This window comes from Hansschlegelia beijingensis (assembly GCF_014196425.1).
Lineage (GTDB): Bacteria > Pseudomonadota > Alphaproteobacteria > Rhizobiales > Methylopilaceae > Methylopila > Methylopila beijingensis.
Genome location: NZ_JACIDR010000003.1, coordinates 414530 through 438365, shown reverse-complemented (window position 1 = coordinate 438365; position 23836 = coordinate 414530). Strand labels below are relative to the sequence as shown.

The 23836-nt window shown below is 68.2% G+C and carries 23 protein-coding genes and 1 riboswitch; of the genes, 11 read left to right on the top strand and 12 right to left on the bottom strand.

Translation table 11 applies throughout. The features are described 5' to 3' along the window. Positions 1-125: 125 nt before the first annotated feature. Positions 126-422, bottom strand: a complete 297-nt coding sequence (locus tag GGR24_RS12085; RefSeq protein WP_183395602.1) for a hypothetical protein — start codon at positions 420-422, stop codon at positions 126-128. Positions 423-814: 392 nt separating this feature from the next. On the opposite strand from GGR24_RS12085, the gene GGR24_RS12080 reads away from it, so the two are divergent. After that, positions 815-3895, top strand: a complete 3081-nt coding sequence (locus GGR24_RS12080; RefSeq protein ID WP_183395601.1) for an SIR2 family protein — start codon at positions 815-817, stop codon at positions 3893-3895. Between the two features lie 793 nt (positions 3896-4688). After that, complete coding sequence (locus GGR24_RS12075) at positions 4689-4970, top strand: hypothetical protein (protein ID WP_183395600.1); 282 nt, start codon at positions 4689-4691, stop codon at positions 4968-4970. Here GGR24_RS12075 and msrP read toward each other — a convergent pair. From msrP to GGR24_RS12050, 5 genes are all read right to left on the bottom strand, one after another. Continuing rightward, positions 4934-5923: a protein-methionine-sulfoxide reductase catalytic subunit MsrP gene (gene msrP / locus GGR24_RS12070; RefSeq protein WP_183395599.1), complete on the bottom strand. Its 990-nt coding sequence runs from the start codon at positions 5921-5923 to the stop codon at positions 4934-4936. The genes GGR24_RS12075 and msrP overlap by 37 nt on opposite strands. A 108-nt stretch (positions 5924-6031) precedes the next feature. Continuing rightward, entirely contained in the window at positions 6032-6562 is a 531-nt protein-coding gene (locus GGR24_RS12065; protein WP_183395598.1) for a DUF992 domain-containing protein, read from the bottom strand. Positions 6563-6632: 70 nt separating this feature from the next. Further along, on the bottom strand, positions 6633-7835 hold the full coding sequence (locus GGR24_RS12060; RefSeq protein ID WP_183395597.1) for a pyridoxal phosphate-dependent aminotransferase: 1203 nt from the start codon (positions 7833-7835) through the stop codon (positions 6633-6635). Between the two features lie 75 nt (positions 7836-7910). Beyond that, complete coding sequence (locus tag GGR24_RS12055) at positions 7911-8267, bottom strand: DMT family protein (RefSeq protein WP_183395596.1); 357 nt, start codon at positions 8265-8267, stop codon at positions 7911-7913. A 51-nt stretch (positions 8268-8318) separates the two neighbouring features. After that, positions 8319-9230 (bottom strand): NAD(P)-dependent oxidoreductase, encoded by a 912-nt coding sequence (locus GGR24_RS12050; protein WP_183395595.1) that lies wholly within the window; start codon positions 9228-9230, stop codon positions 8319-8321. A gap of 140 nt (positions 9231-9370) precedes the next feature. Between GGR24_RS12050 and bglX the strand changes: the two genes are divergently transcribed. After that, positions 9371-11647 carry a beta-glucosidase BglX gene (gene bglX, locus GGR24_RS12045; RefSeq protein ID WP_183395594.1) on the top strand — a complete coding sequence of 759 codons (2277 nt, stop codon included), beginning with the start codon at positions 9371-9373 and terminating at the stop codon, positions 11645-11647. Here the strand turns inward: bglX and GGR24_RS12040 are convergent. Further along, positions 11595-11900 (bottom strand): usg protein, encoded by a 306-nt coding sequence (locus tag GGR24_RS12040; RefSeq protein ID WP_183395593.1) that lies wholly within the window; start codon positions 11898-11900, stop codon positions 11595-11597. The two genes, bglX and GGR24_RS12040, sit on opposite strands and share 53 nt — an antisense overlap. A gap of 235 nt (positions 11901-12135) precedes the next feature. Between GGR24_RS12040 and GGR24_RS12035 the strand changes: the two genes are divergently transcribed. Both GGR24_RS12035 and GGR24_RS12030 read left to right on the top strand, forming a co-directional pair. Beyond that, positions 12136-12651 carry a hypothetical protein gene (locus GGR24_RS12035; protein ID WP_183395592.1) on the top strand — a complete coding sequence of 172 codons (516 nt, stop codon included), beginning with the start codon at positions 12136-12138 and terminating at the stop codon, positions 12649-12651. After that, positions 12648-13118, top strand: coding sequence for a DUF488 domain-containing protein (locus GGR24_RS12030; RefSeq protein ID WP_183395591.1), 471 nt, complete (start codon positions 12648-12650; stop codon positions 13116-13118). The genes GGR24_RS12035 and GGR24_RS12030 overlap by 4 nt, the downstream gene beginning before the upstream one ends. Positions 13119-13130: 12 nt before the next feature. Here GGR24_RS12030 and GGR24_RS12025 read toward each other — a convergent pair whose 3' ends face one another. From GGR24_RS12025 to GGR24_RS12010, 4 genes are all read right to left on the bottom strand, one after another. Then, complete coding sequence (locus GGR24_RS12025; RefSeq protein WP_183395590.1) at positions 13131-14741, bottom strand: NTP transferase domain-containing protein; 1611 nt, start codon at positions 14739-14741, stop codon at positions 13131-13133. Then, positions 14738-15424, bottom strand: coding sequence for an XdhC family protein (locus GGR24_RS12020; protein WP_183395589.1), 687 nt, complete (start codon positions 15422-15424; stop codon positions 14738-14740). The genes GGR24_RS12025 and GGR24_RS12020 overlap by 4 nt, the downstream gene beginning before the upstream one ends. Continuing rightward, positions 15421-15729: an XdhC family protein gene (locus tag GGR24_RS12015; protein WP_183395588.1), complete on the bottom strand. Its 309-nt coding sequence runs from the start codon at positions 15727-15729 to the stop codon at positions 15421-15423. Before GGR24_RS12015 ends, GGR24_RS12020 begins: the two co-directional genes overlap by 4 nt. Positions 15730-15800: 71 nt before the next feature. Further along, complete coding sequence (locus GGR24_RS12010; protein ID WP_183395587.1) at positions 15801-16559, bottom strand: class D beta-lactamase; 759 nt, start codon at positions 16557-16559, stop codon at positions 15801-15803. Between the two features lie 413 nt (positions 16560-16972). On the opposite strand from GGR24_RS12010, the gene GGR24_RS12005 reads away from it, so the two are divergent. The 6 genes from GGR24_RS12005 (at position 16973) to GGR24_RS11980 (ending at position 22350) form a co-directional block, all read left to right on the top strand. Beyond that, a complete protein-coding gene (locus GGR24_RS12005; protein WP_183395586.1) occupies positions 16973-17890 on the top strand; it encodes an ABC transporter permease subunit in 918 nt (305 codons plus the stop codon). A 47-nt stretch (positions 17891-17937) separates the two neighbouring features. Next, complete coding sequence (gene livM, locus GGR24_RS12000; protein ID WP_183395693.1) at positions 17938-19209, top strand: high-affinity branched-chain amino acid ABC transporter permease LivM; 1272 nt, start codon at positions 17938-17940, stop codon at positions 19207-19209. After that, a complete protein-coding gene (locus GGR24_RS11995; RefSeq protein ID WP_183395585.1) occupies positions 19206-20090 on the top strand; it encodes an ABC transporter ATP-binding protein in 885 nt (294 codons plus the stop codon). Before livM ends, GGR24_RS11995 begins: the two co-directional genes overlap by 4 nt. Positions 20091-20098: 8 nt before the next feature. Continuing rightward, a complete protein-coding gene (locus GGR24_RS11990) occupies positions 20099-20809 on the top strand; it encodes an ABC transporter ATP-binding protein (RefSeq protein WP_183395692.1) in 711 nt (236 codons plus the stop codon). A gap of 22 nt (positions 20810-20831) precedes the next feature. Continuing rightward, positions 20832-21188 (top strand): DUF6867 family protein, encoded by a 357-nt coding sequence (locus tag GGR24_RS11985; protein ID WP_183395584.1) that lies wholly within the window; start codon positions 20832-20834, stop codon positions 21186-21188. Positions 21189-21249: 61 nt separating this feature from the next. Further along, the gene (locus GGR24_RS11980) at positions 21250-22350 is read left to right on the top strand and encodes a branched-chain amino acid ABC transporter substrate-binding protein (RefSeq protein WP_183395583.1); all 1101 of its coding nucleotides are present in this window, start codon (positions 21250-21252) and stop codon (positions 22348-22350) included. 348 nt (positions 22351-22698) lie between these two features. Here GGR24_RS11980 and GGR24_RS11975 read toward each other — a convergent pair whose 3' ends face one another. Beyond that, complete coding sequence (locus GGR24_RS11975) at positions 22699-23433, bottom strand: cytochrome c biogenesis CcdA family protein (protein ID WP_183395582.1); 735 nt, start codon at positions 23431-23433, stop codon at positions 22699-22701. 198 nt (positions 23434-23631) lie between these two features. Next, positions 23632-23832, top strand: a riboswitch (cobalamin riboswitch). Positions 23833-23836: the final 4 nt, after the last annotated feature.

Below are 23836 nucleotides of genomic sequence, written 5' to 3'. Positions count from 1 at the left end.
ACCATCTGACGCGCCGGCCGGCGCCGACCAGCCCCCGCGCCCGCGTCGGCAAAGCTTCGACGGCTGCGAAACGAAAAACGGCGGCCCGTGGGCCGCCGTCTTCAGCTCTCCTTGGGACGAAAAGATCAGCGCGCCTCGATCGTGGTGCGCGTGGTCGTGTCCGGCTCGTCGACCTTGGTGGTGGTCGTCTTCTTGGTGACGGAGCCGTCGCTGTGCTCGGTGACGGTCTTGCGCTTCTCGACCGCCGCGGCGTCGTCGGTGCGGATGGTGGTCTGGCGCTCGGTCGACACCGAGGGCGTGTCGGTGGTGATGGTGGTGGTCTGCGCCTGCGCGGCGCCGCTCGCCGCCAGCGCGGCCGCCACGACCGCCGCGGGGCCGAGCAGCTTCATGCGGCCAAGCATGTCGGTGTTCTTCAGCGTCATATAAGTCCTCCCGGCGGGCCCATGGGCCCGCTCAGCGTCTGTGCCCTTCGGGGGAGAAAACGCGGGAGGCTGGGGAGGGTTCCGGGGGAGCGACAAGGCGAACGACACACGAAGACGTTGCATCGAAGAGGCGCAGCCATCCAAGCCTTGATTTGTCCGGGCAAATTGCCCGTCGTCAATTGCGCTTCGCGCAATCGCTTTCTGCTGCGGAAGTTTCGACGATCGGCGACCCTGCTTGCATCAACCAGCTGGAATATCCGGCTTTGCCAGCGGCCCTGACATGGAACTACGAAGCTCCGTCGGCTAATGTCAGTTGACCAATATGCCCTGCGCGATTCACATTCTCCTGCCGTTCTGACACCCGAAAGAACCCCATATCGACGGAGCTTCCCTTGCCGCTGGCAGATGAGTCGTTACTTCGCGAAGACGCCTTCCCGGGAAATATTCAGGCGTTTACGGCGTTATCGAATGAGATGCGCAGCTCCAAGATCGTTCCGTTCGTTGGAGCTGGGGCAAGCGCGCCAGCATACCCAACGTGGCCTTCACTATTGTCTAAGCTCCTCGAAAAAGCTCAGCTAGATGGCTTCATTACAGATATCGGTGAGGTCGCCTTATGCCGCTCGCAGATTATATCCGATCCTCTTGAGCTTGCTTCGACCCTAGAAAGGCGAATGACCAAGAGCGTCTTCCGATCTTTCATAGCGGACATCTTCCGCAACAGTAACGCTCATTACACGGCGTCCCATAGCAATTTATGCAAGCTACCGACGTCGGCTTTTATAACGACTAATTACGACGATGGCCTAGAGGTGGCCTACGCGGCCTCCTGTCAGAAATCCGCCTTCCAGGCCCGTGCCACTGATCGCTCCGAGCTGGCTAGATGGACGCAAGGCGACGTATTCTCCACTGAACGTACAACAGTTTTGCACTGGCATGGCACTGCTGCCGATCCCGATGGTATGATGCTCACCTCCGATGATTATGATCAATTCTATAGCGATAGCCACAACACGAACTTTATTAGGCACCTGTTAGCATCACGGCAGGTTCTTTTTATCGGCTTTAGCTTTAACGATCCGTTTTTAAGTCGTCTAGCAGAGGGTTCAATGCGTTCTGCGCAGACTGGTCAGCGGCATTTTGCGTTCATTGGACGACCAACGGATCAACCTACCACACCTCTCATACGCGAACAGTTTATGCGGAAATATCGTATTTCACCCATATTTTATGCGTTAAATAAGGATGCCCTCACTGGCTTCTCGTCTCACGAAAGTCTGCAGCCATTACTTGAGCTTCTCCTCTCAAATACAGGCATCTACGCTCCACATATTGCCCCCGGCGCCACCGACGCACCAGCGGAAAGCTCCCCTTTCACAAACTCAGGTAGGCTGCCCGCCAATGCCCCCCTTGCTGCGCATGATCTAAGGGATCTGGGCGACGATCTCCTCATGACGAGATCCGGCCGCCCCTTGTATGTTGATCCGCGCCTTACCAAACCAATGAACGCATCACAATATGAAACAAATCAGCACCCGATCCCCATCCTGTTGTCTGAAGTCGTGGGAGGCAAAACGTCATACCTGATATCTTGCCGACCCGAGCATGGCGCTACTACGCTGTGTCGGCGCCTTCGACTTGACCTGACTAATTCAGGATCGTTTTGCCTTGTCAAAGACGCTAATTCATTGCCTGCCTACCAAGCTAAATTAATGAAAGAATTCAACGGGTCCAAGACTCCGCCAGGAGCCGTACTTATCCTCGACAATTTCTCTATCGAAAGACATGAGAGGCTAATTCGGGAACTTCACGGCCTGAGTATTTTTAGCCGGTTTATTTTAGTTTCCCATTCATTTCGAACTGGGGACGAGTCAATGTTGCGAGATCCGGATTTTCCCTTTGAGCTTGAGCTTGCGGAACTTGAAGGGCTTCACCGGCAAGATATCCGCACGCTAACAGCGTCGGTGTTTGAGACGAGCGACAGCAACATCATCTCATCCGTGGTTGATCGCGTCTACTCAGACCTGCTAAGTCTCTGCATCCCTCTCACGCCCACGAACGTGATAATGTACATAACGATATTGTACAAGGAAGGTGATTTCCAGCCCTTAAATAGAGTCCAAATTATGGAGAGATACATACAGCAGGTGCTAACGCGTCCAAGTAATGACTATATCGATTCATTCAACTCGCGGAATAAGATAGACCTTGTCGGGTCGTTTGTATTCCGTTTGTTTTCTCAGCAGAAGTCACTGTTCACCAAAGCTGAGTGGTCGGCATTCTGTGAAGAATGGATGAATGAGGCACTAATTCAGTTCGATTCTTTAGCCATCTTAACTGAGCTCCTTGATTCAAAGATATTATGTAGTGTCGAATCTACGTACGGATTTAGGTATCGGCTGTTCTACAGTTATTTTCTCGGTCGCCATGTTTCAGATCGCCCTGCTTTGCTCGCAGACTTTTTGCGGTCCGATTCTCATATGGATACAGATGGGCTTGTTGATGTAATTTCCGGAACGAGCGTAGATAGCACAGAGCTAATAGTTGATCTAACACACAAGCTCAGATCATCTCTCGATGAATTTAAAGATCGTTATTTCGATGAGCGGTTTGATCCCCTTCTCGATTTTCAGTGGCCGATTAATACGTCGGAGGAGAGAGCGCTTTGGGATCCAATAAATCGAGCGATAGAAGCCGGCCCCACTTCCGCCTCCGAAATTGATAACGTAAAGCGATCTTTGCTGTCTGAGAGACGAACTCATGACCAAACTGTTGTCATTCGGCGGTTTGACCGGATGAAGCAGGCTCTCGCACGAATGCAGCGTGCGCTGATTGACGCTCTGGTAAATAGCAGCTACGTCTCAGGGCACGCAAAACGAACTGCGGTTGAGTGTGTGCTTGAGAGCTATGAAGCGGTATTCCAGATAGCGCTTTTCTTCTCTCCGGTAATTGCGACTAGTCGTATATTTGCTTGGAACGGAATCGCTTTCTTAAATGAAATGAACTTTGAAGAAAGCGTTGGGATAGATGAACGTATTTACGAGGTCGTGTGCGCGACCCCGAATACCATCACCTCGAAAGCAATAGATGACATTGGCACTAGAAAACTTTCGGAGGCGTTCAAGAAAATCGTCGAGGATGGAAAAGATGTGGGATTTTCGCTCCTCTTGAAATACGCGCTTATATTACGGTCGAAAGCAAATGATTGGCCACGAATAGCCGAGTCCGTTATAACTGACACAAACCGGAATAGCTTCTATATGAGAGCCATGCTCTTCGTCACTTTCGATCAACTCCAGACAGGCGTGAACTCTCTAAGAGAAAGGCAAGACCTAAAACGGTTAATTGCACTGATACAAGCTAAGCGTGAACTACGGAAAGATGCTCCTGGCGCCAAGGCAGTAAACGGCGTTCTTAGGAGCATGGAGGAGTCTGACTATTTCCGAGAGCAAGGCAATTCATCCGCAGAGCACTGATAAGGCAGGTTGCGAGGCCCGTGGGAAATCGAAGGAGCTATAGGTTTTTTTTCCTTGACACCTCCCCTCCCCCCGTGCATGTTCAAAGGACCTTCTCCCGCGGGGAGGCGCGTCCGGACCGGCCGTTCGCGCGGGATGTGAGGGCGGCGCCTGCGGCGCGGAGGCCGGACCTTCGCGGCTCGGGACGTCGGCCTGGGCTCTCCGGCTGAGGTTTTTCTTCCCTCGTCCGGTCGAGACGCGATCGCCCGCCCCGCACTAGGACGGGGCCGCGCCTTCGAGCGCCTTAAGGCGCGGGATGGCCTTTCGGGTTCGGGCTTCTTCGGGAGCCCCGGTCCGGGGCCGCAAAGGGACCGACCCCGCAAGGGGCTGCGGGCCGCCCGCGACCGGAGCGCGATCCCCCCGGCCGTCGCGAAACCGCCGCGCGTGGGGCGCCGGGCGACCGGCATTGAAATGTCAGATGCGGTGGCCCGGCGCCCTGCGCCTCCCCATCCGGCTCACGCGCGGCCTCGCCCCGCGGGAGACGCCGACGCTCGTGCGCGCGCCCGCGCCGTTTTCAGAAGGAGGTCCCGGTGGCGCTCGTTCCGCAATCCGTCTGGCCGCGAAAGGCCGCCTATGTGGCCGCGCGGCGAGCCCAGCCGGCCGCGCCCGCCGTGCCGCCTTCGCCGCCGGAGGAGGAGCGCGGGCCGCCCGCCTATGGCCGCGCCGCGCCCGCCCCTTGCGCGCCCGCGCCTGCCCGCCCGCGGGGCCTGCGCGCCGGAGGGGCCTGCCGGCGCCGCCGCCGGAAGGGCTCGCGGTGCGCAAGAAGCTCTCGGACGCCTATGAGCTGTGGCGCGCCTGCCTGTCGGCCGGCTGCCGGAGGGCCGGCCGCTGCCAGGGCGATCTCGGCTGCGCGTGCCTCGCCGAGCAGCGCGACCGGGTGGATTTCGACGCGCTCGGCCGCAGCCTGCGGGAGGGCGTGAGGTCAGGCGAGGCGGAGGCCCCGCCGCCGCCCGCCGCAGTTCCGCGACGGGGCCGCAAGAGCGCGGCGCGGCGCAGGGCTCAGCGGTACAGCTCTTCGTTGCCGAGCCATTTGTAGAGCCCGGCGACCTGTTCGGCGTAGCCGTTGAACAGGAGGGTCGGCCGCCGCTCGTTGGTGCCGAGCACGCGCTCGCTGGCCTGGCTCCAGCGCGGGTGCGGCACCTCCGGGTTCACATTGGCCCAAAAACCGTATTCGCCGGGGCCGGCGACCGCCCACAGCGTCTTGGGGCGCTTGTCGGTGAAGTCGAAGCTGACGATGCCCTTGACGGACTTGAAGCCGTATTTCCACGGCACGGCGAGGCGGATCGGCGCGCCCATCTGGCGGGCGAGCGGCTTGCCATAGGCGCCGGTGGCCAGAAAGGCGAGGTCGTTGGTGGCCTCCGCCATGGTCAGCCCCTCGGTGTAGGGCCAGTCGAACAGCGGGCTCGCCTGGCCGGGCGCGACGTCGGGGTTGAGGAAGGTCTTCATCACCACGTATTTGGCCGAGCCGAGCGGCCTCGCCATCGCGACGAAGTCCTTGAGCGGGATGCCCGACCAGGGCAGCGCCATCGACCACGCCTCGACGCAGCGGTGCCGGTAGAGCCGCTCTTCGGGCGGCAGCTTCTTCAGCAGGTCGTCGATGCCGACCTCGAACGGCTTCTCGACCATGCCGCCGACCTTGATGGTCCAGGGCCGGATCGGCAGCGCGGCGGCGTCCTCGGCGACGCTCTTCGAGGTGTTGAACTCGTAATAGTTGTTGTAGCCGAGATTGTAGGCTTCCGGCGTCACCGGCCGGTCGAGCACATAGGCCGGGTTGCGCTTCACCGGGTAGAGCCCGGCGGAGGGGTCCGGCGGCTGGGGGGCTGCGGCCTTCTTCTCGCCGAAGCCGAAGAACGCGCTCGCGGGCGAGGCCGCAAGCGCCGCGCCGGCGAGGCCAGCCGCCGCGATGAAGCTGCGGCGGTTCAGCCAGACATGCTCGGGCGTCGCCCCGGATTCGGGGATCGCCCAGGACGGAACGCGTCGGATGAGCATGATGGTCTCCGCGGCAGGCATACGCTGCGACGATCTACGAACGACGACGGCCGGAGGTTACGCCTCCGGCCGCAGCGCGTCTTCACGAGCCCGCGAGCGCGGGCGGCGTCAGATCGGATCGAGCGTCAGCGACGACAGGCCGGCCGCGACCGCGATGCCGGTGCTGCCCTCGAGGCTGATCGGCTGCAGCGAGACGGTGGTGTCCGAGCCGCCGACCAGGACGTTCGCGCCGACGCCGATCAGCGCCGTGGCGCTCGCCGAGGCGCCCAGATACTTGCCGGCCAGATCGCCCGGCCCGAGGTCCTTGGAATGCGCCAGCACCGCCCAGGCGAGCACGCCCGGCCCGGTGGCGCCGACGTCCACGCCGACCTTGTTGATGTGGCCGACATAGAGGTCGACCGCGTTGCGGCCGGCGCTCGGCCGGTAGATGCAGGACAGCTCGCGCCGCGAGCCGACCACATAGCCGATCGTGCCCGGCGTCTCGCAGGTCAGCGTGCCGGTCTGGTAGCCCGACACCGGCTGGTAGTAGCGCGGCTGCTTGGAGATCGTGACGGACGGGTGGCTGGCGTCGGCCGCGAGCGCCGCGCCGGCTGCGAGGCAGCCGGCCGCGACGAGGCCGGCCCTGATCAGTGCGTGCATGGTCGTGGGTCTCCCGGGTGTCGTCCCCGCGATGACCGAACGCTTCAGGCGCGGGTTTCGTTCGACCGCGTCAGCGCAGTTCCGCGCAAAAACGCTGGATGCGCCGGCAGGCCTCCTCTAGCGTCTCGTCGGCCGCCGCATAGGAGATGCGGAAGTTCGGCCCGAGGCCGAAGGCCGAGCCGTGCACCACCGCGACGCCTTCGGCCTCGAGCAGCTCGGAGACGAAGTCCTCGTCGGTCTCGATGGTCTTGCCCGAGGGCGCCTTGCGGCCGAGCGCGCCCTGGCAGGACGGGTAGACGTAGAACGCGCCTTCCGGCGTCGGGCAGGACAGGCCGCGCGCCTGGTTCAGCATCGACACCACGAGGTCGCGCCGCCGCTCGAACGCCTCGCGGAAGCCCGGCAGGAAGTCCTGCGGACCGGCGAGCGCCTCGAGCGCCGCCCACTGGGCGATCGAGCAGGCGCCGGAGGTCTGCTGGCCCTGCACCATCTCCATCGCCCGGATCAGCTTGTCCGGCCCGGCCGCGTAGCCGATGCGCCAGCCGGTCATGCAATAGGCCTTGGAGACGCCGTTCATGGTCAGCGTGCGGTCGTAGAGCGCCGGCTCGACCTGCGCGGGCGTGGTGAACTCGAAGCCGCCGAACACGAGGTGCTCATACATGTCGTCGGTCAGCACCCAGACATGCTCGTGCCGCAGCAGCACGTCGGTCAGCGCCTTGATCTCCTCCCGCGAATAGGCCGCGCCGGAGGGGTTCGAGGGCGAGTTCAGCAGCACCCACTTGGTGCGCGGCGTGATCGCCGCCTCGAGGTCCTCGGCGCGCAGCTTGAAGCCGTGCTCGATCCGGGTGTCGACGATCACCGGCGTGCCGCCGTTGAGCGCGACCATCTCGGGGTAGCTCACCCAGTACGGCGCCGGCACGATCACCTCGTCGCCGGGGTTAAGCGTCGCCACGAAGGCGTTGTAGAGAATCTGCTTTCCGCCGGTCGCCACGATGGTCTGCGACGGCCGGTAGTCGAGCCCGTTCTCGCGCTTGAACTTCTGCGCGATCGCCTCGCGCAGCGGCGCGATGCCGGCGACCGGGGGATATTTGGTCTCGCCGCGGCGGATCGCGTCGATCGCGGCGTCCTTGATGTTCTGCGGCGTGTCGAAATCGGGCTCGCCGGCGCCGAGCGAGATGACGTCGCGGCCCGCCGCCTTGAGGTCGCGGGCCTTCTGGGTGACCGCGATGGTGGCGGACGGCTTTACGCGCGACAGCGCGTCGGCGAGGAAGGCCATTTTTTGCGAGCTCCGGGCATCGATTTCCGGGCGGACCCTATGTCGCGGGACCCGGGCGACGCAACCCGAAACGGGTCAGCGCAGCGGGCCCTTGAAGACGAAGAAGGCCCCGGCCGCGATGAGCGCGAAGCCGACGACGTGGTTCACCGTCAGCCGCTCGCCCAGATAGACGACGGAGAACACCGCGAACACGCTGAGCGTGATCACCTCCTGCATCGCCTTGAGCTCGGCGCCCGAATAGACCGCGCTGCCGATCCGGTTCGCCGGCACGGCGAAGCAGTATTCGATCAGCGCGATGCCCCAGCTGACCAGGATCGCCGCCCACAGCGGCGCAGCCTTGAACTTGAGGTGGCCGTACCAGGCGAACGTCATGAAGACGTTCGAGCACAGCAGAAGCACGAGCGGCGCGAGCGCAGGCGACAGGTTCGGCATCGGAGCACCGGTGGAGGGACGGTAGCGGACGGAAGGAGGCGGGGCGCCGGGTCAGCCGGGCGCGATGTCGGTCAGCCGGGCGCCCGCCATCGCCTCGAGCTGCAGCAGCAGCGCCGAGTGATCGTAGCCGCCGGCGCCCAACCTGTCGCGCAGCTCGACGAAGCGGTCGCGGACGTCCTGCGACAGCGGCAGCGTCACGCCGGCCTCCGCGGCGGCGGCGAGCGCGGTGTCGAGATCCTTGATCTGGGTGCCGACCATGCCGCCCGGCCGGAAGTCGCGCTCGAGCATGCGCCGGCCGTGCTCCTCGAGGATGCGGCTCTCCGCGAAACCGCCGCGGATCGCCTCGCGCACGGCGGCCGGATCGGCGCCGCCGGCGGCGGCCAGCAGCAGCGCCTCCGAGACCGCGCCGATCGTCACGCCGACGATCACCTGGTTGGCGAGCTTGGCGAGCTGCCCGGCGCCGGCCGGGCCGACGCGGATCGCGCGGCCGAGCGGCGCGAAAACCAGCCGGGCCCGCTCGAACGCCTCGGGATCGCCGCCGACCATGATCGCCAGCGCGCCGGCCGCCGCGCCCCTCGTGCCGCCCGACACCGGCGCGTCGAGATGGGCGACGCCCTGCCCCGCGAGGCGCGCGGCGTGGTCACGGGCGAGCGACGGCGGAATCGAGCTCATGTCGATCACGAGGCCGCCGGGCTTCAGCGCCGCTGCCGCGCCCCCGGCCCCGAACAGCGTGTCGGCGACCGCGGGTCCGTCGGCCAGCATGGCGATCAGCACGTCGCAGGCCGCCGCGGCCTCGGCCGCCGAGCTTGCGGCGCGCGCGCCGTCCTGCGCCAGCGCCCGCGCCTTGTCGGCCGTGCGGCTCCAGGCCACCACCTCGAAGCCGGCGCCCAGCAGGCGCCGCGCCATCGGCGCGCCCATCAGGCCTATGCCAAGGAAACCGATGCTGGGTCGCGCGGACGTCATCTGAAGGGCTCCCGGTCAGGCCTCTCAGCGCGTTACCGCTCCGGCTCGCCGCGCGCAACGTGAACGTGAAGGCTGCCCTCCCGCCGTCTCGCCCTAGATGGCCGCGTCGCCCTGCCTCCGCGTCTCAAGAGCCGCCGATCATGATCGTCTTCCGTCCCGCGTGGCTGACCCTGTGCGCCCTCCTGGCGGTCGCGCCTGCGAGCGCAGCGCCGTCAGGGTCGGACCGGGCAGAGGAGCTGCTGGGGCGGATGACGCTCGAGGAGAAGGCCGGGCAGCTCAACATGATCTCGGCCCTTCCGGAGGACGACCCGAAGGCCGCCGAGGTGCGCGACGAGATCGCCGCGGGCCGTGTGGGAAGCCTGTTCAACGTCCACGGCGCCGACGCCGCGCGGGCGGCGCAGGAGGCGGCCGGCCGCAGCCGCCTCGGCGTGCCGCTGCTCCTGGCGTTCGACGCCATCCACGGCTACCGGACGATCTTCCCGACGCCCCTTGGCCAGGCGGCGAGCTGGGACATGGAGCTGATCCGCCGGGCCGAACGGGTCACCGCGACGGAGGCGGCGGCGGACGGCGTCAACGTGATCTTCGCGCCGATGCTCGACGTGACGCGCGACGCACGCTGGGGCCGCGCCGTCGAGGGGCCGGGGGAGTCGCCATGGCTCGCCGCGCGCATCGCGGAAGCGCGGGTGAAGGGACTGGAGGGCGACGATCTCGCGGCGCCCGATGCGACGGCCGCCTGCGCAAAACATCTCGGGGCCAACGGGGCGGTCGAGGGCGGGCGGGACTACACGGCGCCCGATCTTTCCCGGCGCGGGCTGCGCGAGACCTACCTGCCGCCCTTCCACGCCGCCGTGGAGGCAGGCGCGCATTGCATGATGGCCGCCTTCAACGCGCCGGACGGCCTGCCGACGGTCGCCAACGCCTGGCTGCTGACCGACGTGCTCAGGCGGGAATGGGGGTTCGAGGGGCCGGCGCTCAGCGACTTCAGCGCGGTGAGGGAGCTGGTCGTCCATGGCTTCGCACGGGACGCCGAGGACGCGGCCGCCCAGGCGTTCGCGGCGGGCGCCGATGTCGACATGCAGTCGAAGGCGTTCGTCAGAAGCCTGCCGGACCTTGTCCGCGCGGGCGTCGTGCCCGAGAACGCGCTCGACGCGGCCGTTCGGCGCGTGCTCCGGCTCAAGGAAGCGCTCGGCCTGTTCGATGATCCGTCGCGCGGCGCCCGGCCCGGCCGCGCGGAAGCGACCCTGTTCCGTCCGGAGCATCGGGCGGTCGCGCAGGAGCTCGCGGAGAAATCAGCCGTCCTGCTGAAGAATGACGGCGGCGTCCTGCCCTTCCGGCGGGACGTCCGCAAGGTCGCCCTGATCGGGCCGATCGGCGACTCGCCGGCCGACACGCTCGGGCCGTGGGCCGGCCGCGGAGAACCCTCGGAGACGGTCACGCTTCGGCAGGGCCTCGCGCAGGTCCTGGGCGACGCCGTCCAGCTTTCGTTCGCCGCCGGCGGCGCGGCCGAAGCGTCCTCGGACGCCGACATCGCCGCCGCAGTCGAGGCCGCGCACGGCGCCGACGCGGTGGTGCTCGCGCTCGGCGAGCGGTTCAACCAGTCCGGAGAAGGCGCAAGCCGCGCTTCGCTCGATCTGCCGGGCGACCAGGCGAAGCTCGCCAGGGCCGTGCTGGCGCTCGGCAAGCCCGCCGTCGCGGTGGTGTTCGCAGGCCGGCCGCTCGTCCTGACTGAGCTTGCCGCGCAGGCCCCCGCGATTCTCTACGCCTGGCAGCCCGGCAGCATGGGCGGTCTCGCGCTCGCCCGGCTGATCATGGGCGAAGTCTCCCCCACCGGGCGCCTGCCGATGACGTTCCCGCGGACGGTCGGGCAGGTCCCGATCCATCACGAGCAGAGGCCGACCGGCCGCCCCGCCACGCTGCCGCCCGAGCCCTACACCGCAGGCTATGGCGACGAGAGCCACGAGCCGCTTTACCCGTTCGGCTTCGGGCTCGGCTACACGAGCTTCTCGTTCGGCGCCCCGCGGCTCGACCGCGACGTGCTGCGCGACGGCGAGACCGTGACGGCGCAGGTCGAGGTGACGAACACAGGCGCCCGGGCCGGCGAGACCGTGGCTCAACTCTATCTTCGGCCGCGCGTGGCGCGCGTGGCCCCGCCGTTGCGCCAGCTCCGCGGCCACCAGCGGGTCGCGCTCGCGCCTGGAGAGAGCAGGACGGTCACGTTCTCGATCCGCGCCGAGGACTTCGCGTACTGGCTCTCGGACGATCGCTTCGCCGCGACGGCCGGGCCGGTCGAGGTGATGACCGGCCCCGACGCCGCCGACGTGCGCACGGCCGTCTTCGACTACAGGCCGTTGAGGGACGCTGAGCTCAGTTCAGGCGGAACTCGGCCCTCACCGGCTGGAAGTCCGCCGGACCGATGAGCGCCTTGTGCGCCACCCTGACCGAGTGCAGGACGCCCTCGAGCTCCTTTCGCCACCAGTCCAGAAAGCGCCGCAGGACCGGAAACTCGGGGGAATGGTCGTAGTCCTGCCAGAGGAAGGACTGCAGCAGCTTGGGGTGATCGGGCATGCGGTAGAGGATCTCCGCGGTGATCAGCCCGTAACCCTGCATCTGAAGTTCGAAATCCGCACTCGCCCGCTGGACGCTCGACTTGGGGAACTCACGCTCGCTCATCGCATGCTCCATCGCCTCGCGGCGCGGTTGCCGAAGCGCCGCAACGTCAGTGTGTTCTGCGACTCACTTTCATGACAATCGAAAAGCGGGTAATAGCCTTGTGATTTCAGTGCTTTAGCAGCATGCGCGGGCAGCTGCTGCCAGCGACCCGAGCCGCCGGACGGATCCGTCCCGGGCTCTCGTGCGTATGGCAGGACGCCCGCCGCACCGGCGGCCCTGACGCGAGCGCAGCCGGATGATCGCGAAACGACTGATACTGGCGTTGGCGATCGCGGCCGCGCCCGACCTCGCGGCGGCGCAGAGCTGTCTGCGCGACTGCCTCAACGGCCGGATCAGCGCCACCGCCAGCGACATCGAGATCAAGGACGCCGCGCTCGCGTGCCGCCGGACCTGCGAGGACGGGGCCCGCGCCGCGCTGCAGCGCGACGGGCTCTTGGAGAAGTCCGCGAGTTGCCCCGCCGAGCAGCTGTCGCTCGAGGACCTGCGCAAGGTCAGGGCCGCGAGCCCGTCCTTCTACGTGCAGTCCAACGTGTTCATCTGGGACGCCAGAAACCCGTTTGCCGACCGCGTGTTGACGAAGATCGAGGTGTCGGCCCAGAACCTTGACCTCAACGACGTCGGGTTCACCGGCGCGGGGCTCGTGCCGCCATCGGGCGAAGGCGCGTTCGTGATCCCGGGATTCTACGAGGGCTACCCGGCCGTCCGCTTCGGCGCCCGGGTGCAGAAGATCTGGGCCTGCAGGATCAGATGAGCCGTCTCTTCACCATCGGATATGAGGGCGCCACGCCCAACGCGCTGGCCGACGCGCTGGCGAACGCCGGCGTCGAGACGCTGGTCGACGTGCGCGCGGTGGCGAACTCCCGCCGCCCCGGCTTCTCGAAGCGGGCGCTTGCGGCGGGGCTCGCGGAGCGCGGCGTCGGCTACCTGCACATGCGGGCGCTCGGAACCCCGGCCGACGGGCGGGCGGCCGCGCGCTCCGGGCGGCACGACGAGATGCGCCGCATCTACGAAGCCCATCTCCAGACCGAGGCCGCCCGGGACGAGCTGACGGCGCTCGAGCAGCTGATCCGGACGGGCAAGCGGCTCTGCCTGCTGTGCTTCGAGCGCGAGCCCGAGCACTGCCACCGGCTGATGATCGCCGAGCGCGTCGAGGCCGCGGACGCGGACGTCGCGATCGAGCATCTGCACCCGCTGCCGGCGACCTTCGAGCGGCCCTGAGCCGCCGCGGCCTCAGCCGAGCGCGCGGATCGCGGCCAGCGCCTCCGGCGTGTCGACGTCGATCAGCGCGCCGTCATCCGCCTCGACCTCGCGCGCCGTCTCGGTCTGTTCCGCCAGCAGATGGCGTCCGCCGGCGTCGCCCTCGATCGCGCAGAGGGCCGGGAAGAAGCGTCGCCCCCACAGCACCGGATTGCCGCGCCGGCCGTCGCGGACAGGCGCCACGACATGCGCGCCGCCGGCCGGATCGAACGCCGCCACCAGACGGGCGAGCAGCGCCGGCTTCACCAGCGGCATGTCGCCGAGCAGCACCAGCGCCCCGTCGGCCTTCGCGGGAAGCGCCTCCAGCCCGGCGCGCAAGGAGGTCGAGAGTCCCTCGGCGAAGCTCGGGTTCGGCACGAAGCGGACCGGCAGCCCGGACAACGCCGCCTCGACGGCCGCCCTCTGATGGCCGGTCACCACCAGGACCTCCCCCAGCCCGGCGGCGAGCGCCGCCTCGACCGCATGCCGCACGAGCGGCCGCCCCTGCACGGTCTCCAGCAGCTTGTTCGGCCCGCCCATGCGGGTCGAGCGGCCGGCGGCCAGGACCACCGCGGCGACGCTCGGGGCGCGCGGCAGGTCGCGCTCCTGGCGGGGTTGCGGGCGGGCCGGTATCTCCATCAGCAATCCTCCGACGCCCATCCGGCTGATGTCGCGGCCACTGAGCGGAAGCTTCGCGAGCAGCCGGTTGAGCACCCAGTCGAAACCGTTCTCCCTGGGGCTGCGCGCGCAGCCCGGCGCGCCCAGCACCGGGACGCCCGCAAGGTCGCCGAGCAGCAGCAGATTGCCCGGATCGACCGGCATTCCCAGCCGGCGGATCTCGCCGCCCGCCGCCTCCAGCGCCGCCGGGATGACGTCGCGCCGGTCGGTGATCGCCGAGGCGCCGAACACGATGATGATCTCGGGCCTTTCCAGCGCCAGCTCGCGCAGGCTGCGGACGAGGCTGCGCTCGTCATGCGGAACCCGGCGTTCGGCCACCAGCTTCGCCCCGGCCGCCGCGAGCCTGCGCTGCAGCACCGTCATGGTCTTCTCGACCACCTTGGGCTCGAGCCCCGGCAGCAGCGTCGATATGGCGGCGACGCGCCTGACCTCGAACGGCGCCAGACGCACCAGCGGCCCGCGCGCGCGGGCGAGCGCCTCGGCGCGGGCGACGAGATCCTCCGGCGCCGCGAACGGGATGATCTTCACTGTCGCGGCCATGGCGCCCTGGGGGACCAGCGCATGCTCGTCGAGCGTCGCGAGCGTCACCGCCTCGTCGATGTCGTTGAGCGCGTCGACGCCCGCGCGATCGACCAGCAGCAGGCCGGCCCTGTCGGCGAAGATATTGGCGCGCCCGGTGAACGCCGGGTCGGCGCGCAGGCCCGGTCCGAGCAGAGCGGCCGCGACGCGCTGGGCGGCGGCGTCCTCGGCGACGTCGTCCGCAGCCATCTCTGCGACCACGACCTCGCGCACCCCGCCCTGCTCGAGCGCGGTCACGTCGGCCGCCGTGATCCGCGCGCCCTTCCTGAGCACATAGCCCGGGAGCCGGATGGCGTGCGCGGCCACGCAGCCCTGCGCCCGCGACACGCTCACGGGACCGAACTTCACGAGGCGAGCTCCGCGCGGCGCAGCACGGCGGTGATCTCCGCCATGATCGAAACCGCGATCTCGGCCGGCGAGGAGGCCCCGATGGGAAGCCCGATCGGCGCGCGGATCCGCTGCAGCGCGGCGTCCGGGACGCCCTGCGCCTTCAGCCGGTCGAGCCGCGCCGCATGGGTGCGGCGGGAGCCGAGCGCGCCGACATAGAAGCAGCCGCTCTCAAGCGCCCGCGCGAGAGCCGGATCGTCGATCTTGGGATCGTGGCTGAGGGCTGCGAAGGCGGTGAACGGGTCGAGCGCAAGCTCCGGCAGCGCGACGTCCGGCCACTCGGGCCGCAGTTCGACGTCCGGAAAGCGCTCGGGCGTGGCGAAGGCGGTCCGGGGATCGACCACCGCGACCTGATAGCCGAGCGCGGTCGCCAGCGGCCCCAGCGTCTGCGCGATGTGCACGGCGCCCGTGAGGACGAGGCGCGGCGGCGGGACGTGGACGTTGAGGAACACGGAGCGCCCTGCCGCGTCCTCGACGACGCCGCTGCGGCCGGACGCCAGCGCGCGGCCGATCTCGGCGGCCAGCGGATCCTGCGCAGGCTCCAGCACGAGCCGCTGCTCGCCGCTGTCGAGCGCGGTCACGACGACCGCCGGACGCCGGGCCGCCCGCGCGGCGTTGAGCGCGGCGAGCAGATCGAGCTTCATGCCAGCTTCTCGACGAAAACCCTGATGCGGCCGCCGCACGACAGCCCGACGCGCCAGGCGGTCTCGTCCGCGACCCCGAACTCGAGCAGCCGGGGCTCTCCGGAGGCGATCACCTCGGCGGCTTCGCTGACGACCGCGCTTTCGACGCAGCCGCCGGAGACCGAGCCCTGGAACTCGCCGTCGGCGTCGATCAGCAGATGGCTGCCGACCGGCCGCGGCGCCGATCCCCAGGTCTCCACCACGGTGGCGAGCGCGACGGAGCGCCCTTCGCGAGCCCACTCTTCAGCGGTCGACAGTAGATCCATGGGCGCCCTCCGGGTGCAGAGCCCGAGATAGGCCGCCGCGCGCGTCCGCACAATGACGGGCTGCGGCCGCCTTACGGCGGCGGCGGCGCGAGCCCCGCCTCGACGATGAACCGCTTCGCCCGCTTCACCGCGTCGTCCGCGGACATGCCCTCCCCGCCGCTTTCAAGCGCCGCGAAGACCGTGCTGCGTCCGTCGCGCTCGACCCAGCCGACGGACCAGGCCGCGCCGTCGCAGGCGCCGCTCTTGATCGCCACCGTGGCCTCGCCCCAGCGCTCCGTCGGCACGATCTCGACCGTCCGGGCCTGCGACTCCGCCGAAGTCGGCAGTTCGCCGCGCTTGAGTCGCGCGAGGAACTCGACCTGTTCGACCGGGTTGAGCGCGAGCCCGTCCGGCCGGTCGCCACGACCGAGCCGCTCCACGGGCCCGCCCGAATCGGCGTTTCCGTAGCGCATCGCCGCAAGGGCCTTGGCGAAGGCGTCGGAGCCGATCCGGCGCGACACCTCCTCATAGACCCAGGCCGCACCGTTGCGGAACGCGTCGCGCAGGCTGACGCCGTCGGGCGGATCGCCCTCGATCGGCGGATTGCGCTTCACCCGCGCGCCGGCGTCCGGAACGACGCCGCGGTCGAGCGCGATGACGCTCGCGGGTATGTCGAAGGTCGCGCAAGGCGGAAGGCGGCGCTCGCAGGTCGGCTCTCCGGAACTCGCCGGCGCGGTCCCGGCCGCGACGTCGCGAATCGCGATGCACGCCTCGACCCCGGCGAAGGCCTTGGAGAAGGCCGCCTGCAGATCGGGCGTCTGCGCGCGCGCCAGCGGGACCGCGGCGAGCACGAGGCCCGCGGCGGCCCAGGATACTTTGCCGGCTCGCCGGAAACCCCCTATGTCCGTTCTCCCCTGGCCCTGCTGATTCTCAAACGTCGCCGTCATACGCGGCCTGATCCCCGATGGGCGGCTCTCGCCCCGTCATCCTCTACACGCACGCAAAACGCCGGGCCCGCGGCGTCCTCGGCGAGGCGGGCGCGGGCGCGCGGGAAAACAGGACAAGATAGCGCCCGCGCGACCGGCGGAAAGCGCAGCCCGGCGTTCCAATTTTTCCCGTGGTCGAACGTGCGCGAACCACGCCCGGCGCGTTGTGGCCGACCGCGACGCTTGCTAAGACTGCACACCAACCGTGCTCGCCCACGGAAGGGGCGCCGCCCCTGAGTCGGGGCGCGGAAGCGAAGTCGGCAACGCGAAGGAACCCGATGGAGTATTTCGCGCAGCAACTGATCAACGGCGTCACGCTCGGCTCGATCTACGGGCTCATCGCCATCGGCTACACGATGGTCTACGGCATCGTCGGCATGATCAATTTCGCTCATGGCGACATCTTCATGGTCGGCGCGTTCCTGGCGCTCATCGTCTATCTTGCCCTCGCGGCGCTCGGCGTCGCATTCGCGCCGCTGGCGCTGCTGATCGTGCTGGTCGTGGCGATGGCTTTGACCGCACTCTATGGCTGGACTGTGGAGCGGATCGCCTATCGGCCGCTCCGGGGCTCGTTCCGGCTGGCGCCGCTGATCTCCGCCATCGGCATGGCGATCTTTCTCCAGAACTACGTCCAGGTCGCGCAGGGCGCGCGGGTCAAGCCGCTGCCGCCGGTGGTGCGCGGCTATTTCTGGCAGTCCGAGGGCGGCGGCGGCTTCGTCGTCAACATCTCGAACGTGCAGGTGATCATCGTGCTGACCACGATCGTCTCGATGATCGCGTTCTGGCTGATCGTCACCCGGACGTCCTTCGGCCGCGCGCAGCGCGCCTGCGAGCAGGACAGCAAGATGGCCGCGCTGCTCGGGGTCGACGTCGACCGCACCATCTCGCTGACCTTCGTCATGGGGGCGGCGCTCGCCTCCGTGGCGGGCCTCATGTACCTGCTCTATTACGGCGTGGCCGACTTCTACATCGGCTTCGTGGCCGGGATTAAAGCCTTCACGGCCGCCGTCCTCGGCGGCATCGGCTCGCTGCCGGGCGCGATGCTGGGCGGGCTGCTGATCGGCCTGATCGAGACCCTCTGGTCCGCCTATTTCTCGGTCGAATACAAGGACGTCGCCGCGTTCTCCATTCTGGTGATCGTGCTGATCTTCCTGCCTTCCGGCCTGCTCGGCAGGCCGGAAGTCGAGAAGGTCTGAGGCGGCTCGTGGCGGATCACGCGCCGGCTCATCCGTCCTCGCCCTTCATGGCGGCGCTGCGGAACGCGTTCATCACGGCGCTGATCGCGCTGGGGCTCGCGGCGCCGATGATGGGGCTGGTCACCGTCCAGGGCCCCAACGGGCTGAGGCTCGAGCCGCACTGGGAGCGGGTCGCGATCGCGGTCGGCCTGGTCTTCCTGGGGCGGCTCGCGCTCAACCTGACGATCTGGCGGCCCGACGCGGGCCGGACCCGGACCCAGATCCCGCCGCGCGTCGAGGCGACGCTCGCCCGGCTCGGCCGCTGGTTCGCCCCCGTCGCGGTCGCGCTGGCGGTCGCGCTGCCCTTCCTGCCGGGCGTCGAGCGCTACACGGTCGATCTCGCGATCCTGGTGCTGACCTATGTGATGCTGGGCTGGGGCCTCAACATCGTGGTCGGCCTCGCGGGCCTTCTGGACCTCGGCTACGTCGCCTTCTACGCGGTCGGCGCCTATTCCTACGCGCTGCTCGCCCAGCATTTCGGCCTGTCGTTCTGGGTGTGCCTGCCGCTCGCCGGCATTCTCGCGGCGTTCTGGGGCGTGCTGCTCGGCTTCCCGGTGCTGCGGCTGCGCGGCGACTATCTGGCGATCGTGACGCTGGCTTTCGGCGAGATCATCCGGATCGTCCTGCTCAACTGGTACTGGTTCACCGGCGGCCCGAACGGCATCGGCGGCATCCCCCGGCCGAGCTTCTTCGGGCTCGACTTCACGCCCGGGCCCGATGGCTTCGCGGCGACATTCGGGCTGAAATTCTCGCCCCTGCACCGGATCATCTTTCTCTACTACCTGATCCTGGCGCTGGCGCTGATCACCAATTTCGTGACAATCCGGCTTCGCCGCCTGCCGATCGGCCGGGCCTGGGAGGCGTTGCGCGAGGACGAGATCGCGTGCCGGTCGCTCGGGGTCAACACGGTCAACACGAAGCTCACCGCGTTCGCGCTGGGGGCCATGTTCGCCGGCTTCGCGGGCTCATTCTTCGCCACCCGGCAGGGCTTCATCAGCCCCGAAAGCTTCGTGTTCATGGAGAGCGCGATGATCCTGGCGATCGTGGTGCTCGGCGGCATGGGCTCGCAGATCGGCGTCGCGATCGCCGCCGTGGCGATGATCGGCGGCTTCGAGCTGTTCCGCGAGTTCAAGGACTACCGGATGATCGTGTTCGGCGCCGTCATGGTCGGAATCATGGTGTGGCGGCCGCGCGGCCTCGTCTCCTCGCGCACGCCTTCGGTGTTCCTCAAGGAGAAGAAGGCGATCGCCGGCTCCCTCGTGCAGGAGGGACATGGATGACGGTGAGGCCGCTCGACGCGCCCGAACTGCCGCCCGAGGTCCTGCTGCGGGTCGAGCATCTCACCATGCGGTTCGGCGGCCTGGTGGCGGTCGACGACGTGTCCTTCGACGTGCGGCGCGACGAGATCACCGCGCTGATCGGGCCCAACGGCGCCGGCAAGACCACCGTCTTCAACTGCATCACCGGCTTCTACAAGCCGACCGTGGGCCGGCTGACGCTGCGCAGGGCCGAGGACGAGAGCTGGCTGCTGGAGCGGCTGCGCGACCACGAGATCTCGCGCGCCGCGGGCGTCGCCCGGACCTTCCAGAACATCCGCCTGTTCGGCGGCATGACGCTGCTCGAGAACCTGCTGGTGGCGCAGCACGGGCCGCTGATGCGGGCGTCGGGCTTCACCCTGCTGGGCGTTCTGGGCTTCGCCAGCTATGGCCGCGCCGAGCGCGCGGCGATCGACAAGGCGACCGCCTGGCTGGAGCGCATCGGCCTCATCGATCGCGCCGACGACGCGGCCGCCGACCTGCCCTATGGCGACCAGCGCCGCCTCGAGATCGCGCGCGCGATGTGCACCGATCCGGTTCTGCTGTGCCTCGACGAGCCGGCGGCCGGCCTCAACCCGCGCGAAAGCGCCGAGCTGAACACGCTGCTGCGCTCGATCCGCAACGAGGGCGTCGCGGTGCTGCTGATCGAGCACGACATGAGCGTGGTGATGGAGATCTCCGATCACGTGGTGGTTCTGGACTACGGCAAGAAGATCTCGGACGGCTCGCCCGCGGCCGTGCGCGAGGACCCGAAGGTGATCGCCGCCTATCTGGGCGTGGAGGACGAGGAGGTCGCGAAGGTCGAGCAGGAGATCGAGCGCATCGCCGAGGAGAGCGGGGCGTGAGCGAAGCCATGCTCTCGCTGCGCGGGGTCACGGCCTATTATGGCGCCATCGCCGCGCTGAAGGGCGTCGACATCGAGGTGCCGGCCGGCGAGATCGTCACGCTGATCGGCGCCAACGGCGCCGGCAAGTCGACGCTGATGATGACGATCTTCGGCGCGCCGCGCGCCCGCGACGGCTCGATCCTGTTCGACGGCCGCGACATCACGCATCTGCCGACCTACGAGATCGCGCGGCTCAAGATCGCGCAGTCGCCCGAGGGCCGCCGCATCTTCCCGCGCATGACGGTGCTGGAAAACCTGCAGATGGGCGCGGCGGTGACGCAGTTCGCGCATTTCGACGAGGATCTGCGGCGCGTCTTCGACATCTTCCCCCGCCTGAAGGACCGCGCCAGCCAGCGCGGCGGCACGCTGTCGGGCGGCGAGCAGCAGATGCTGGCGATCGCCCGCGCGCTGATGAGCCGGCCCCGCCTGCTGCTGCTCGACGAGCCTTCGCTCGGCCTCGCGCCGCTGATCGCCAAGCAGATCTTCTCGGTGGTGGGCGAGCTCAACCGCAACGAGGGGCTGACGGTGTTCCTGGTCGAGCAGAACGCCTATCACGCGCTCAAGCTCGCGCACCGGGGCTATGTGATGGTCAACGGCCAGATCACCATGAGCGGCGGCGGGCTCGAGCTTCTGGAGCGCCCCGAGGTCCGGGCGGCCTATCTGGAGGGCGGCCGGTGAGCGCGCCCGGCGGAGACGCGCGATGGGCCTGATCTGGGAGATCTCGCTCGCCGAGTTCGGCTTCGTCACCGTCGTGCTCGGCGGCGGCGCGGCGTGGCTCGCCGGGCGCGCGCTGGCGCGCTCCTGGGAGCCGGCCTGGAAGGCGGCGCTGTGGATGGTCCCGCTCGCCGCCGCCGTGCGCTTCATCCACTACGCGCTGTTCAGCGGCAGCCTGCTGACGCTTCATTATTTCGTCGTCGACCTCGTGATCCTGATCGCGCTCGCGCTCGCGGGCCATCGCGTGACGCTCGCCGGCCGCATGGCGCGCCAGTATCGCTGGCTCTACGAGCGCGCCGGCCCGTTCGGCTGGCGGCGCCGCGACCGCGGAGGAGCGGCGTGACAGACGCGGCGCGACGCGCCAACAATGGCTCCAGGCAGCGCTATCGAAGGGGACTCTCGGCATGAAGCGACATCTCGGAACAGCCATGGGCCTCGGCCTCGCCGTCGCGCTCGCCGCGCCGGCCTATGCGGACATCGTGGTCGGCATCGGGGCGCCCATCACGGGCGAGAACGCCGTCTTCGGCGCCCAGATCCGCAACGGCGCCGAGCAGGCGGTGGCCGACATCAACGCGGCCGGCGGGGTCAATGGCGAGAAGCTGGTGGTCAAGGTCGGCGACGACGCCTGCGATCCCAAGCAGGCCGTCAACGTCGCGAACCAGCTGGTCTCCGAAGGCGCCAAGGTGGTGATCGGCCATTACTGCTCGGGCTCGTCGATCCCGGCCTCGTCGGTCTACGCCGAGGAAGGCATCATCGAGATCTCGCCGGCCTCCACCAACCCGGCCTTCACCGACAAGCGCCCCGGCCCGACCATCTACCGCGTCTGCGGCCGCGACGACCAGCAGGGCGCCATCGGCGGCAAGTATCTGCTCGACAACTTCAAGGACAAGAAGGTCGCGATCGTCCACGACAAGTCGTCCTACGGCAAGGGTCTCGCCGACGAGACGCTCAAGACCTTCCGCGACGGCGGCGGCAAGGAAGTCATGTATGAGGCGATCACGCCCGGCGAGAAGGACTACTCGGCGCTGGTGTCGAAGCTGAAGCAGGCCAATGTCGACGCGGTCTACTTCGGCGGATACTACCAGCAGGCCGGCCTGATCGTGCGCCAGATGCGCGACCAGGGCCTGCAGGCCAAGCTGCTGGGCGGCGACGCGCTTCAGAGCATGGAGTTCCTCGGCATCACCGGCAAGGGCGGCGAAGGCACCATGTTCACCTTCCCGCCGGACCAGACCAAGTCGCCGGCGGCCGCCGAGATCGTCCAGAAGTTCAAGGACAAGAAGATCAGCCCGGAAGGCTTCACGCTCTACAGCTACGCCGCCATGCAGATCTGGGCGGCGGCCGCCAACGCGGCCAAGTCGACCGAAGGCGAGGCCGTCGCCGCCGAGATGAACAAGCAAAACTTCAAGACCGTGATCGGCGACCTGAAGTTCGACGACAAGGGCGACCCGACCATCGCGGGCTTCGTGTTCTACGAGTTCAAGGACGGCGGCTACAGCCAGATGTGAGCCTTCGGCCTCCTCGCCCGGAGACGGCGGGGAGGCCGGCCCTCGCGCCAGCGGGGGCCGATCGCTCGTCCTGGGCACACCTCGCTCCCTCCTCGCGGCGAAGCCGTGGGGAGGGTGGCCTCGGCGGACAGGCCGAGGTCGGGTGGGGTCTTGGGCATGGGGCTCAGCCCGTCATGCCCGCTTGCGGGCATCCACGACTTCCTTCTCACCAGGTGCGAGACAAGTCGTGGATACCCGCGCGAAGGCGCGGGCATGACGCGGAGGTTCGCGCGGGTCCTTCCGAGACCATCCCCGCCCGGCCGGGCTTCGCCCCCCACCCTCCCGTCTCGCGAGGGAGGGAAACGAGCGCTACCCGAGCGTCGCCAGGCCCGGAAACGTCTCCAGCAGCCAGAACGAGGCCGTCGTGGTCCAGCCGGTGAGGAAGGCGATCCCGGTCAGCACCAGCAGGCCGCCCATGACCTTCTCGACCGTGCCGAGGTGGCTGCGGAAGCGCTTCAGGAAGGCGACGAACGGCTTCATGGCGAGCGCGGCGATCACGAAGGGCAGGCCGAGGCCCGCGGCGTAGACCGCGAGCAGCCCCGCGCCCTTGGCCACCGTCGCCTCCGAGGCCGCGACCGCCAGCACCGCCGCCAGCACGGGACCGATGCAGGGCGTCCAGCCGAACGCGAAGGCGAGCCCCATCACATAGGCGCCCCAGAGCCCCACCGGCTTGTCCACCTGCATCCGCGTGTCGCGCATCAGCAACGGGATGCGGAAGGCGCCGAGGAAGTGCAGCCCCATCACGATGATCGCGAGGCCCGCAAGCGTCGCCAGCAGCGGGGCGTTTTGCAACAGCAGCCCGCCGACCGCCGAGGCGGTCGCGCCGAGCGCGACGAACACGGTCGAGAAGCCCGCCACGAACAGCAGCGCGGCCCCGAGCGTGCGGGCGACCGCCCGGCGCGGCGCGTCGCCGCCGATCAGGTCCTCGAGCGTGGCGCCGGCGAGGTAGCACAGATAGGGCGGCACCAGCGGCAGCACGCAGGGGCTGAGAAAGCTCAGGGCGCCGGCGCCGAAGACCGCCGGCAGCGTGACGTTGGACACCATGCGCCGCTCCTCGCGCCGGGCTGATGACGCGGCGCGCGCGGGCGGCTTAGCGCGGCGCGCGCGGCGATGGAAGGCGGCGCAACGGGACGTGATGAGGCTGAGCCCCTCAGGCGCGCGGCCAAGCGCCCGGGACGGCCGGGTCACGCGCCACGCTCCCGGCTCACGAGCTTGTCGCATTGACTCCCGCCACAGTCCCGCCATAGCGTCCGCCGCGACGGTTCCCCCCGGGGATCAAAAGGGAACGCGGTGATGGTTTTCGGACCTCATGCCGCGGCAGCCCCCGCTACTGTGAGCGGCGAGTGACTTCGTCATCGGCCACTGGACCCACGCGGTCTGGGAAGGCGACGGAGCGAGCTACGACCCGCAAGCCAGGAGACCTGCCGTCATTCGTGTGGTCACACGC